Raw genomic sequence first — 13,248 nt, 5'->3', positions numbered from 1 at the left:
ATCTGCGCCCGGTGACGCTTGAAGCGGGTCGGTTGTGTGGCCCACGTCGACGATATTGCACACTGGAACCGTGACTGACGTAAGTGACGGCGGACGACTGCTCGCGGCTGTCGACATCGCTCGTGCCGCGCTGGTCGAGGAAGGCCAACAGCCCGGCGCTCACCGGCGCAGCGTCGCCGAGGGCGAATGGGCGGCCGCACATTACTTCGACGCCGAGCTCGCAGGCTACCGCGGGTGGCAGTGGTGTGTGGTGCTGGCGGGTGCGCCCGGCACCGATGAGATCACTCTCAGCGAGATCGTGCTGCTGCCCGGCGAGGGTGCGCTGCTGGCGCCGCCGTGGGTTCCGTGGGCCGACCGGGTCGCCTCCGGCGACCTCGCGCCCGGCGACCTGCTGGCCGCCGAGCCCGACGATCCCAGGCTGGTCCCCAACCACGTCGACACCGCCGACGAGTTCCGCTTCCACTCGGAGTCGCCGGACCCGGACGACGTCGGCCAGGTGGTCGGTGAGATCGGCCTCGGGCGGCGTCGTCTGCTGAGCTACGAGGGGCGCCTCGAGACCGCGCAGCGCTGGTACGACGGTGAGTACGGTCCGGGTTCGGACATGGCGCAGGCCGCACCGTACAAGTGCTGCACCTGTGGATTCTTCGTCCCGCTGTCCGGTGCCCTGCGTGCCGCGTTCGGCGCCTGCACGAACGAGTACGCGGCCGACGGCCACGTCGTCTCGGCCGAGTACGGCTGCGGTGCGCACTCCGACGTCGAGGCGCCGAAGGGCGAGGGTTCGCCCGCCTATGACGCCTACGACGACGGTGCGCTGGAGATCATCGAGTTCGCCCGCGACGCCGAACCGGCCCGTTCCTGAACGACACCGGGCGTCCGATGAGCGCCGATCCGTTCGGCACCGCATCCCTGCGGACCGCGACCCTGGACGCCTGGGCCGCATCGCCCACCAGGCTCGCCGAGGACGCGGCGGCCGAATCCGATCTGGTCACGGTCGGTTACCGTGACCGGCTGCTCACCGAACTCGCGGCCAACGCCGCCGACGCGGCGGCCGCCGCCGGTGTCGCCGGCCATCTCGAGGTGTGGGCCGACGGCGACGAACTGCATGTCGCCAACACCGGCGCGCCGCTGACCGTCGAAGGTGTGCGCTCGCTGGCGGCGCTGCGGGTGTCCGCCAAGGCGCCCGCCGAGGGGCAGATCGGCCGATTCGGGGTCGGGTTCACCGCCACCGCAACGGTTTCCGACCGCGTCGAGGTGAGATCGAGGTCGGGATCGATCGTCTTCGATCGTGAGCGGACCCTGGATGCGGTCCGCGCGGCGGGGATCCCCGTCGACGACTCCTCGGTGCCCACCCTGCGCCTCGTCTGGCCCACCGACGCCCGACCGGCCCCCGACTTCGACACCGAGGTGGTCCTGCACCTGCGTGAGCCGGCGGCCCCGCTGCTGGCGGCGATGATTGCGCAGGCGCCCGACCTCGTCGTGGAATTGTCAGCGCTGCAACGGATCACGATCTCCGGTGTGGACGTGCGGGTGGAGCGGACGCCGGGTCCCGAGCTCGACGACCCGGATGCGGTCGCCTCGGTCATCGCGGTGACCGTGGGCGAGGACGGCGACCGTTCGGCGCGGCGATGGCTCGAGGTCGCCCGGGGTGGCACACGGTGGCTCGTCGAGGCCGACGGCGTCCCGCCCGAGCATGACGTGCTGCGTGCGCCGACCCCCACCGACATCGAGTTGAGTCTGCCCTGCCGCTGTATCACCGACCTACCGCTGACCCCGGACCGGCGACACCTGCATCCCGGTGCCGAGATCGCCGATGCCGCAGTCGGATACGTGGATCTCGTCCGGATCGTCGAGCCGGCACGGCGGGTGGAGCTCGTGCCGGAGCTCCATCTAGCACGCAACCGGGATGACGCACGGCTCATCGAGGCGGTGCGAGCGCAGCTCCGGGACGCGGCGTGGCTGCCGGCCGCCGACGGCGGCGAGCTGATCCCCTCCCGCGCGGTCGTCCTCGTCGGGCTCACCGACCGCCTCGCGGATCTGCTCGGCGAGCACTTCGGCGATCTCGTTCACCCCGATCTCTCGATGGCGCAACATCTTCCGACACTCGGACGGCTCGGGGTCGAGGAGCTGGGGCTCGCCGCGCTCGCCGAGCGGCTCGTCGGGTTGCAGCACGAGCCGTCGTGGTGGCATGACCTGTACGACGCGCTCGCCCCGCTGGTCTCGACCGGGCGCGAGGTCGAGGAACTGGGCGCGTTGCCGGTCCCGAGGTCGGACGGCCGGATCTCCATCGGGGTGCGCGGGCTGTTCGTCAGCGACCGCATCGCCACGCCCATGCGCTGGATCCCCACTGTGCACCCCGACGCCCGCCACCCGCTGCTGGAACGGCTCGGGGTCGGGCAACTCACGGTGGCCGACGCACTCGCGGACCCGGCGTTGCGGACGCTGGTGGCCGATGTCGATCTCGACGGGATCGACGACGACGGCCTGGCCGCCGAGATCTGCGCCGTGCTCCGCGCCGACCCCGACGCCGCGGTGCCGCCGTGGCTCGCGGAGTTGCCGTTGCGTGACACCGAGGGCGAACTCCGCCCCGCCGACGAGCTGCTGCTCCCGGACAGCCCGCTGCTCGACGTGCTCGTCGAGGACCATCCGTTCGGGGTGGTCGCCGACGACGTCGTCGCCGGATGCGGCGCCGACGAGCTGCGTCGTCTCGGTGTCGGATGGGGATTCCTCGTCGTCGAGGACGCGTTGCCCGTCGGGCCCGATCACGACCTGCCCGACGAGGAGGACTGGTGGGACTCCCTCCCCGAGGCTCCCGAGAGCCTGCGGGCGGTACGCGATCTCGACCTCGTCGACGAGGGCCGCTGGCCGGAGGCGCTGACGATGCTCGCCACCGACGAGGAGATCGCACCCCTGCTGGCCGATCGTGACGGTTACACCGCGTGGTGGCTGCGCCGGAACGCCGAGATCGACGGGCTGCTCCTGGGGGAGTACCGTGCGCCGTCGGACGACATCCTCGCCGGGATCGTCGACCCGCTCGAGCATCCACACGCCGACGCCCTGGTCGGTGCGCTCGCCCGGCTCGAGCCCGACACCGCCGACGACGCCGCGCTGCTCCTGACCAGGCTGGGGTCGGCCGACCGGGAGATCGCGGCAGGGGCGGCGGTGCTCGTGCACGCCGCGGTGGTGGCGGCGTGCCGGTCCGGTGTCGTCGACCCCGCCGACGTCGAGGTGCCGGAACGGGTGCGGACGCTGTCCGGCGCGGTGTCCGATCGCGCTGTCGTCGTCGACGAGGCGTGGTTCCTGCAGGCGCTGCCGGACGACGAGGCGGTGCTCTCCGGTCCGACGGTGAACCCGGCGGACGCCGAGGTGCTCGCGACCCTGCTCGACCTGCCGCTGGCCTCCGAGGAGTACGGGGCGAGCGTCGCCGAACCGGGCGACGCGGTCACCTGGGCACACCCGGAAGCGGTGCGGTTCACCGCCGAACGTGGGGTGGAAATACCGCGCGGTGAGGTGCGGTTGCACGACGAGCTGTGGATCACGGTGTCCGACGGTGGATCTCCGCGCGAGGTCCGCGTGCGGTGGTGGGTCGACGCCGCCGGCGTGACGCACCTCGAGCGTCGAGGTCGCTGAACAGGACAGTCGGGCCGAGGGCTCGTTCCTGGGCGGAAAGCGTTCCGCGGGAGTGCTTTCCGGGCGGTGAGAACCGGCGAACCGCGGTCTCAGGAACTGTCGCCGGCCGCATCGATTCCCGCGGTGAGGATCGATGCCAGCTGCCGGTAGGCCGCGGCGTCGTCGAGTCCCGTCGCGGCATGGACCTCGCGGCGCTGGATTCGGCTCATCATCGACGCGGCGAGGTCGGCGGCGAATGCCGCGTTCACGTTGCGGAACTCGCCCGCCGCCACGCCTTCGGCGATCAGCTCCTGCACGCGGGTGGCGGCCGCACGGGTGTTGAGCTCGTAGAGGGCGCGGGTGGGCGCGAAGGCGTCCAGGTCGCGCATGAACGCCTCCGACGCCGGGGACAGGGCCTCGCCGACCGCCACCAGGTAGGCGATGACGGCCTCGCGGGGGCCCTCGGCCGCCACGACCCGTGCCTCGACCTGCTCGGTCGCGGTGCGGAAGAAGTGGGTCACGGTGGCCGTCACCAGCTGCTCCTTGCTCGCCGCGAGCGTGTACAGCGTCGACTTGGAACAGCGCAGCTCGGCGGCGATGTCGGCGATGGACAGGTGGGCGAAGCCGTCCCGCAGGATCAGCTCGAGCAGGGCGTCGAACAGCGCGGCACGACGACGCGTGGCGAATCCCTCGCGCGGCACGCGGCCACCTCCTCCCTCACCCGACCCACAACCACCGTGGCTGTACGGACGGCTGCCGAAATAGTACTGTGCAGAGGACTTGAGTACTAGTTCAGTTACCTGAACGCTGTGAACATGGAGGTTCCGATGCCGGTCGACCGTCTACTTCCCAACGACGAGGCCCGCGACCTGATCGCGCTGGTCCGCGACATCGCCGACAAGCGGATGGCGCCGATCGCCTCCGAGTACGAGAAGGAGCGCAAGTACCCCGAGGGCCTCTTCGCCGAGCTGGGTGAGGCGGGCCTGCTCGGCCTGCCGTACCCGACGGAATGGGATGGCGGCGGCCAGCCGTACGAGGTGTACCTGCAGGTCCTCGAAGAGCTCGGCGCGCGCTGGGCATCGGTCGCCGTCGCGGTGAGCGTGCACGGACTCGCGAGTCATCCGCTGTTCAACTTCGGCACCGAGGAGCAGAAGGAGAAGTGGCTCCCGGACCTGTTGAACGGCAAGATCATCGGCGCCTACAGCCTCAGCGAGCCGCAGGCCGGGTCCGACGCCGCCGCGCTCACCTGCCGCGCCACCCCGACCGACGGCGGTTACTCGATCACCGGTTCCAAGGCGTGGATCACCCACGGCGGGATCGCCGACGTCTACAACCTGTTCGCCCGCACCGGCGAGGGGTCGAAGGGCGTGTCCTGCTTCTTCGTCGCGCGCGACACCGAGGGGCTGACCTTCGGCAAGCCCGAGGACAAGATGGGCCTGCACGCGGTCCCGACCACCGGTGCGTCCTACGACGGCGCCTTCGTCGAGGAGGGACGCCGGCTCGGTGCCGAGGGGCAGGGTCTGCAGATCGCCTTCTCGGCACTGGATTCCGGGCGCCTGGGCATCGCTGCGGTCGCGACCGGCCTCGCGCAGGCCGCGCTCGACGCCGCCGTCGAATATGCACAGGAGCGAACCGCGTTCGGCCGCAAGATCATCGACCATCAGGGCCTGAACTTCGTGCTCGCCGACATGGCGGCCGCGGTCGACTCCGCCCGCGCCACCTACCTCGACGCCGCCCGTCGCCGCGACGCCGGCAAGGAGTACTCGCGCGCCGCGGCGACCGCCAAGCTCGTCGCCACCGATGCCGCCATGAAGGTCACCACCGACGCGGTCCAGGTCTTCGGCGGCGCCGGCTACACCCGTGACTTCCCGGTGGAGCGGTACATGCGCGAGGCCAAGATCACCCAGATCTTCGAGGGCACCAATCAGATCCAGCGCCTGGTCATCGGGCGCGCGCTGACGAAGTAGCCCGGACCGAAAGCAGATCGCCACCTCCGCGACCGATTCGCATGCGAATCCTGCGGAGGTGGCGATCTCGTTCCGGGGCGAGCGGGCCTAGGCGCCGATGTAATAGAAGGCGCGTCCGTCGAGTCGGCGGAACGACGGTCCGCCGAGCTTGACGATCAGCTTGAGGGCCGACGGGATGCGGGCGTTGACGTCGGCGAGGTGCTCGCCGTGGAGTCCCTTGAGGAACAGGGGCCCGACCTTCGTCATCTCGCGCAGGCCGTTGGACCGCTGCATCTTCGCCTCGAAGTCGGCCCAGTCCTGCGGCGTCATGCGGCGCTGCACGATGGCGAGCGCATCGGCCTCTTCATGGGCGAGGTGGGCGTCGAGGACCGTCACGGCCTCCGACAGGACAGCGGAGAGTCGTGAACGCGTCTGCTCGTCCGGATTCTCGAGGAGCGCGGCGAATCCGGCGGCGGCCTTCTCCAGCAAAGGGTCGATCATGTCGTGTTCGGCGTCCATCGCCTGCAGGACCACTCTCTCCTCCTCGTCCGCACGCTCCTCGAGGACCGGCCACAGCTCGAGGTCCTCGCCGGTGTGATGGTGGTGGAGCGCGCGGGAGAACAGGTCCCACCGGCGGGCCAGCGCCTTCCACGTCCCTGCATCGTGGAGCGGGGTGACCGGCACCGCCGCGGCGAAGTCGGTGAGATCGCGACGGAACGCGTGATGCATCACGTACATCATGAACGGGTCCACCGAGCCCTGCGGCGCGGCGGCCTGTCCGGGCAGACGCAGCTGGACGGGGTGGACGGAGGTGGCGACGGGGGTCTTCATCAGAGGGCTCTCGCTTTCGTATCGGTGCTTCTGGAAGGTGATGGGACCACCTTTGTGGCCAGGACTTGCGGCGCACTTGGAGGCGGCTTGCGGGGCGTGCCTGCGCAGGTGGCGGGCATCGCAAGTTCGTTCGGTCGGACGGATGGTTGCCGAAGCCGGGATAAGGTTGGGCACGCGACGCGATCGGTACGAGCAGGAAGGCCGGTGACGGATGTTCATATCGCCGACCCGGATCGACGAGAACATCTGGGAATGGGTCGTGACCCACCGCACCGAACCGTGGAACACCATCGCCGAGGTGATCACCACCTTCGGCGACACGGTGACCATCACCGTGATCACGGTTCTGGCGGTCCTGGCACTCGCGGCGGCGCGGCGCACCGCCGACGCGGTCTACGTCGCGGCCGGCACCATCGTCGGTTTCGCGATCTCGCAGGCGCTGAAGTTCGGGTTCGCGCGCAACCGTCCGCCGGTCGAGGACCGCCTGCTCAACATCGACACCTTCTCCTACCCGTCGGGCCACTCGATGATGACGATGATCGTGTTCGGTCTGTGCGCGGTCGTCGCCTACCGGTCCTTCGCCTGGGTCCGTGCTCACCGATGGGTGCTGCTGCTCGCCCCGCTGCTGTCGATCCTGGTGGGGCTCACCCGAATCGAACTCGGCGTGCACTGGACCACCGACGTCCTCTCGGGCTGGCTGTTCGGCGCCATCTGGGTGTGGATCTGCACGCAGATGCTGCTCCGATACGAGAACCGCGCTCGCGCAGATCTTCCCGTCGGTGAGGCCGACCGGGAGGAGACGGCGGGAAATAGTCCGCACGGGGGATAGTCGTCCGGGTCCTCCTGGGTTTGACTGTGGGGATGTCGCACACGGGTGATGGACAGTCCGGTTCGCCGGTGCCCGATCCGGACGAGTCACCCACGGTGATCGAGCCCCGGGCGGTCCGCCCCGGGCCGGAACCCCCGACGGTCGTGCCCGGCGTGTCGCTGAGCAAGGACGTCGCATCCGATCCGGCCCCGCCCGAGCCTCAGCCCGAGCCCCCGACGGCAGTGCCCGGCGTCTCGCTGAGCAAGGACGTCGCATCCGATCCGGCCCCGCCCGCGCCGTCCGGAGGCATCCCCGCCCAGCCCGATCCGTATGCCGCGACCCAGTCGGTACCCACCGCGTACGGACCCGGGCCGGCCATGCCGCAGCCGGGACAGAGTCCGTATCCGGGGATGGCTCCGACATCGGGTCCTCCCGGCCCGACTCCTCCCGGGTATCCGACGGCCGGATACCCGGCCCAGGGATACCCGCCGGGCGGATACCCGCCCCCGGGATACCCGCCAGGAGCTCCGCAGTCCGGATGGCAACCGCCGCAACCGCGACGCTCGAACACCAAGGCGTACGCGATCACCGGTATCGCATTGGCATGCGTGCTCGCCCTGGTGATCGGCGGCGTGGTCTGGTGGAAGACGTCGCGGTCCCCGGACGACCCGGAGTTGGTCGCCGGTCAGCTGACCGGCTCGTTCCCGACCACGCCGAGCGCGGCGTGGAGGATCGACTCGGCATCGGTGGGTGGGGAGGCGTTCGTGTCGGTGCTGTCGCAGGAGTCCCAGTACCGGACCAGTGGCGCCGCCCATGACGACGACACCCTGGTGACCCTCGTCAGCGGCCCGGGCACGGCAGACGGCCCGACGCGGCGCGTGCTCGGGGTCGACGTCGAGACCGGTGGCCGGTGGATCTTCGACAAGCCGGTCACGTCATGCTCACCGTCGATCGTCGACCACACCATCGCCTGTCTCGGCGACGCCACGGCGTACTTCATCGACACCCGCACGGGACAACAGACCGGCGCGGCGCCGGCACCGGCATCCGCGTTCGGCATCGCATACAACGGCAAAGCCGCATACGTGCGCACTTTCGGCGGCGGAGCCGGACGCTCGGTGACGTTCCAGAAGATCACCCCGAGCGGCACCGAGTGGGAGCGCGTGGTCGAATTGCCCGAGGCACTCCCCACCGGGGACAGTTCGCAGTTCATCGCCACCGAGCACTTCGTCGCCAGCGCCGACGGTGTCGTGGCGGTGGTCTCGGCGGACGACGGGCGAGAAGTCCTCGCCCGTCCGGGCCGAACCGGCATGGACGCGTTGTCGGACGGCTCGCTGCTCGTGACGACCGGACGCATGGTCGGCGACATGCCGGAGAACGGACCGCTCGTACGCATCCGACCCGACGGCACCACCGACGAGATCGCCGGCGCGACCGCATCGGCACCGGTGGTCGCGACCCCGGGACAGGAGGGGCGCGTCCTGATCGACACCGCGTACACCGATCTGGCCGACGGGGACCGGCTGTGGTCGATGCAGGGGCTGCAGCAGTATTCGTCGCCCGAGCTCGCGGTCGCCGAGGACCGGGAGGTCGTGGTGCGGGACAACGGGAAGATCATCTCGGTGGACACCCGGACCGGGCAGGAACGGTGGACGTCGCCGGCCGGAAGGGCCTACGGCTCCACGTCTCACTCGGTGACCGACGGTGAACGGCTCATCACCCCGACGGCAGAAGGCGGTCTCGTCGCGCTCGATCTCGAAGGCGGCGCGGCGGCGTGGACCCTCCCGGCAGCCTCGCTCGGAAACGTGCCGCCCGCTGGGGACTCGACGCCCCGGGCGGCGCTCACCTTCGCACTCGGCGACCGCCTCGTGACGCTGACCAGCACCGCGATCACCGGCTTCGCGCCGACCGGTCCGCGCGCGATTGTCCCCGGCACCGAGCGCCGGTCGGCGACCGGTGACGGCGGAACCACCTACGTGACGCCCTGCGGTTCGCCGCCGGTGTTCGAACCGCAGTCCTTCCGCACAGCCTCGGGCGGGCTCGTGGTCACGTTCAAGGTGACGGCGAAATGCCCGGGCGGAGACGTGCTCTACGGGCCGCAGACGCGGATCACCATCTCCGACGGCAGCGGGCTCATCGCCTCGGGCAACTTCGACTTCCAGCGGTCACCGGTTGCGGTGCCGTCGCTCGACGACGCGGGCTCCGGCCTGACGCTGGAGCTGACCTATCCGCCGGGCAGCTTCTTCCGGCTCCCCGACACCCTCCCGGACGGGACATCCGCCGAGCCCGGTACGGCCGGGTCCGGTTCCGGCGAATCGAATGACGGCGGCGGCCGGTACCTCGTCGACTGCGACAAGGGCCCGACATCGGGTGCGCCGCCGTCGCTGACGGTGCCGGAGTCGGGCACGTCGTCGGCGTCCGCGGTGGCGACCGGTCCGGCCCTGCCCGCGGGCGCGGATGTGACCGCGAGCAGCGCGAACGCCTTGCGTCTCCAGGCCGATTCCGATCGCGCGTTCATCCTGGCCAACCTGAACAACCGGTGGGTGGCGCAGCTGAGTTCCAAGCGCCCGGGCCTCGTCGCCGACGGTCGCACCTGGGACGACCAGGCGATCCTCGACGAGCTCCTGGCACTTCGGCTGCGGTTCAACGATGTTCGGCTGCTCTACAGCGACGAGTGGCCGATCTTCTCCTATTCCGGCTGGTGGGTGACCGTGGCCGCGGCGACGTTCCCCGGCCCGGCCGAGGCCAACAACTGGTGCCGCGCCCAGGGCTTCGACCCCGACCACTGCTTCGCCAAGCTGATCCGCACCACCGGAGGGCCGGAGGGGACGACGGTCTACTGGAAGTAGCCACCCGACGGTCGTGGGCCGCGATACGGTCGGGGCATGGACTTCTCTCCGTCACCAAGGTCCGCCGAGCTCACCGAGCGGGTGCGGGCGTTCGTCGCCGACAAGATCGAACCCGCCGAAGCCGAGATCCATCGGGACATCAAGAAACGTCGTGACGAGGGCGGCGACCCGTGGACGCCGTCGCCGCTGATCGCCGACCTGCAGCAACAGGCTCGCGCGGAAGGGCTCTGGAATCTCTTTCTGCCCGCGGCGCACGCCGGCCGGTATGCGGCGGACTTCGGCACCGATGGGGGAGAGGGCCTGTCGAACATCGACTACGCGCCGATCGCGGAGGCCATGGGGTCGTCGGCGCTGGCGCCCGTGATCTTCAACTGCAACGCGCCGGACACCGGCAACATGGAGGTGCTGCTCCGCTACGGCACCGAGGAGCAGCGGAAGGAATGGCTCGAACCGCTGCTGCGCGCGGATATTCGCAGCGCCTTCTGCATGACCGAGCCGGCAGTCGCGTCGTCGGACGCCACCAACATGGCGGCGAGCGCGGTACTCGACGGCGACGACGTGGTCATCAACGGCACCAAGTGGTTCTCCACCGGCGTCGGGCATCCCGACTGCAAGGTGCTGATCTTCATGGGCGTCACCGATCCGCAGGCCGACCGGCACTCGCGGCACACCATGGTGCTCGTCCCCATCGACACCCCCGGGGTGAAGGTCGAGCGGATGCTCACCACGATGGGCTATTTCGACGAGCCGTTCGGCCATGGTGAGGTCAGCTTCGACAACGTGCGCGTCCCGGCGTCGAACATCCTGCTGGGTCCGGGGCGGGCGTTCGAGATCGCGCAGGGACGCCTCGGCCCCGGTCGCGTCCACCACTGCATGCGCGCGATCGGCCTCGCCGAGCGGGCGCTGGAACTCGGTGTCCGGCGAGCGCTTTCACGCGAGGCGTTCGGCAAGCGGCTCGCCAAGCTGGGCGGCAACAGCGAGCGCATCGCCGACGCCCGCATCGCGATCAACCGCTCGCGGCTGCTGGTCCTGCACGCGGCGTGGCTGCTCGACCAGGGCATGAGCCGGGAGGCGTTGTCGGCGGTCAGCGAGATCAAGGTCGAGGTGCCGAACATGGCGCTGTCGGTCATCGACATGGCCATCCAGTTGCACGGCGGCGCCGGCATGACCGACGACTTCCCACTCGCCCAGGCATGGGTCGGCGCGCGGTCGCTGCGCCTGGCCGACGGTCCGGACGAGGTGCACCGCAACGTGGTCGCCCGACTGGAGCTGGGCAAGTACCGCTGACACCCCGTTGATCGAACACGACCCAATCGCACGAGAGGAAGCACCGAACACGATGGCAGACGAGGTGGCCGGGGCCAGCGCGGTCCGGGACGAGGATGCGTTCGACGTCGAGGCCGTGGCGTCCTGGCTGCGTGCCGCCGCACCGGACGTCGAGGGGCTCGACGCCGTGCCCGAGGTACGCCAGTTCTCCGGCGGCGCATCGAATCTCACGTTCCTGCTGCGCTACCCGACGCGCGACCTGATCCTGCGTCACGCGCCGCGCGGGACCAAGGCCAAGGGCGCGCACGACATGCGGCGCGAGTACCGCATCCAGTCCGAACTCGCCGACGTGATCCCGTACATCGCGCCGATGATCGCGTTCTGCGACGACCCGTCGGTGCTCGGCGCCGACTTCTACGTCATGGGGCGGATCGACGGGGTGATCCCGCGCAAGGAGTGGCCGGCCGATGTCCCGCTCAGCCCCGAGCAGGCCCGGCAACTGTGCTTCAACTTCATCGACACCCTCGTCGAGGTGCACTCGGTGGACGTCACCAAGACGGGCCTGGGCGACCTCGGGAAGGGCCCCGGCTATGTGAAGCGGCAGGTCGGCGGTTGGATCACGCGCTTTCGCAACGCGCACACCCCCGACGTCCCCGACCTCGAGACGTCGATGGGCTGGCTCGAGGCGAACCAGCCCGACGACGTCGGGAACTGCGTCATCCACAACGACTTCAAGCTCGACAACGTCGTCCTCGACAAGAACGACCCGACCAAGGTCATCGGCATCCTCGACTGGGAGATGGCCACGCTCGGCGATCCGCTGATGGACGTCGCGGGGTCGATGGCGTACTGGATCCAGGCCGACGACTCCGACGCCCAGAAGATGATGCGCCGCGTGCCGACGCACCTGCCGGGCATGATCACCCGTGCGGAGTTCGTCGAACGCTATTGCGAGCGCATGGGTTTCGAGATGACCCCGGACAAGTGGCGCTGGTACGAGGCGTTCGGCCTGTTCCGTGCCGCCGTGATCGCCCAGCAGATCTACTACCGCTACTACCACGGCCAGACCCACAACGAGGCGTTCGCGTTCCTCGGTGAGGCCGTGAAGTTGCTCGACGGGAGGTTGGGCGAGATCATCTACCGCGTGGGATGAGCCCGCTTCGACGGCTCACCCTACGCGGCGATCCGGACTGCTAGGGCGCGCAGAAACGCGAGGGGTAGTAGGTGACTACGTTCGTGTAGTTGCCGGTTCCGTTGCCGAAGACACGCACGGAAATGCAGCCGCCGGTCCGTGCCGCCTGGTTCGCGGTCTCCTGGATCGTGTTCCCGAGCCAAGGATTGTTGTACACGGTCGGCAACGGCGGCGTGGCGGCGAACATCGCCGCGACACCGGTCTGTGCAACCGCAGCGGTCTGCGATCTGGTCAGCTTGACGTAGTGGTGGAGGGGCGTGCGTCGGCGGTGCACGCTCCCAGTGCGACACCTGCGGTAGCCGACGCGATGGTTGCCGCGGCCATTCCCGCCGCGAGACGTGTCCTCATTCATGGACCTATTATTTGAGATAGTGAATCCCCGTCCGGGGGTAGCAAAGGGTTCGGGCGATTTCCCCGCAGGTGCTCGGACCCTGATCGGAAGCGTCGGGTTTGGCTCCCCGGTTATGGGCTGGTGCGCCGTCTGGTCGGGACGTGCGTCGCGATGACGGTCGCTGGGGGATTTGCGGCTCGCCGTGGCGGAATCGTGACTCTCGCAGCGGGTGCGCCCAGTCAAGTCCCAGGTAGTGGTGTAACTCGTTTCTGATCCTTCGTCGGGCTTTCAGGCAGGCAGTTCGATCAGCGGGTCGGTAGTGGCCTCCGGTGTTGTGGTGGTGTCGGTGGTCAGGGTCAGTCGACATCGGTTGAGGACCTCGAGGCCGAGGTATCGGCGGCCTTCGGCCCACTCGTCGT

Annotated in this window: 10 protein-coding genes and 1 pseudogene; 7 read left to right on the top strand and 4 right to left on the bottom strand. The window is 69.7% G+C overall.

What is annotated here, in order from left to right; genetic code table 11:
- The first annotated feature begins 70 nt into the window (after positions 1–70).
- On the top strand, positions 71–859 hold the full coding sequence (locus GP2_RS17955; RefSeq protein WP_006901995.1) for a DUF3027 domain-containing protein: 789 nt from the start codon (positions 71–73) through the stop codon (positions 857–859).
- A 17-nt stretch (positions 860–876) separates the two neighbouring features.
- On the top strand, positions 877–3,627 hold the full coding sequence (locus GP2_RS17950) for a sacsin N-terminal ATP-binding-like domain-containing protein (protein ID WP_006901994.1): 2,751 nt from the start codon (positions 877–879) through the stop codon (positions 3,625–3,627).
- An 89-nt stretch (positions 3,628–3,716) separates the two neighbouring features.
- Here the strand turns inward: GP2_RS17950 and GP2_RS17945 are convergent, their stop codons facing one another.
- The gene (locus GP2_RS17945; RefSeq protein WP_006901993.1) at positions 3,717–4,307 is read right to left on the bottom strand and encodes a TetR/AcrR family transcriptional regulator; all 591 of its coding nucleotides are present in this window, start codon (positions 4,305–4,307) and stop codon (positions 3,717–3,719) included.
- A 126-nt stretch (positions 4,308–4,433) separates the two neighbouring features.
- Here GP2_RS17945 and GP2_RS17940 point away from each other — a divergent pair, with 126 nt between their 5' ends.
- On the top strand, positions 4,434–5,573 hold the full coding sequence (locus GP2_RS17940) for an acyl-CoA dehydrogenase family protein (RefSeq protein ID WP_006901992.1): 1,140 nt from the start codon (positions 4,434–4,436) through the stop codon (positions 5,571–5,573).
- 87 nt (positions 5,574–5,660) lie between these two features.
- On the opposite strand, the gene GP2_RS17935 is transcribed toward GP2_RS17940, so the two are convergent.
- Positions 5,661–6,383: a hemerythrin domain-containing protein gene (locus GP2_RS17935; RefSeq protein ID WP_006901991.1), complete on the bottom strand. Its 723-nt coding sequence runs from the start codon at positions 6,381–6,383 to the stop codon at positions 5,661–5,663.
- 211 nt (positions 6,384–6,594) lie between these two features.
- Here GP2_RS17935 and GP2_RS17930 point away from each other — a divergent pair, with 211 nt between their 5' ends.
- The 4 genes from GP2_RS17930 to GP2_RS17915 all read left to right on the top strand — a co-directional run bounded on the left by GP2_RS17930 (position 6,595) and on the right by GP2_RS17915 (position 12,459).
- Positions 6,595–7,212, top strand: coding sequence for a phosphatase PAP2 family protein (locus tag GP2_RS17930; RefSeq protein WP_006901989.1), 618 nt, complete (start codon positions 6,595–6,597; stop codon positions 7,210–7,212).
- 68 nt (positions 7,213–7,280) lie between these two features.
- Positions 7,281–10,040: an outer membrane protein assembly factor BamB family protein gene (locus GP2_RS17925; RefSeq protein WP_255218660.1), complete on the top strand. Its 2,760-nt coding sequence runs from the start codon at positions 7,281–7,283 to the stop codon at positions 10,038–10,040.
- A 36-nt stretch (positions 10,041–10,076) separates the two neighbouring features.
- Positions 10,077–11,327: an acyl-CoA dehydrogenase family protein gene (locus tag GP2_RS17920; RefSeq protein ID WP_006901986.1), complete on the top strand. Its 1,251-nt coding sequence runs from the start codon at positions 10,077–10,079 to the stop codon at positions 11,325–11,327.
- 52 nt (positions 11,328–11,379) lie between these two features.
- Entirely contained in the window at positions 11,380–12,459 is a 1,080-nt protein-coding gene (locus GP2_RS17915) for a phosphotransferase family protein (protein WP_006901985.1), read from the top strand.
- 40 nt (positions 12,460–12,499) lie between these two features.
- On the opposite strand, the gene GP2_RS17910 is transcribed toward GP2_RS17915, so the two are convergent.
- Positions 12,500–12,772, bottom strand: a complete 273-nt coding sequence (locus GP2_RS17910) for a hypothetical protein (RefSeq protein ID WP_040527396.1) — start codon at positions 12,770–12,772, stop codon at positions 12,500–12,502.
- A 345-nt stretch (positions 12,773–13,117) separates the two neighbouring features.
- Positions 13,118–13,248, bottom strand: a pseudogene (locus GP2_RS21710) (IS256 family transposase); the annotation flags it as partial.

It is taken from the genome of Gordonia paraffinivorans NBRC 108238 (assembly GCF_000344155.1).
GTDB lineage: Bacteria > Actinomycetota > Actinomycetes > Mycobacteriales > Mycobacteriaceae > Gordonia > Gordonia paraffinivorans.
This window is presented reverse-complemented; position numbering and strand designations above follow the sequence as displayed.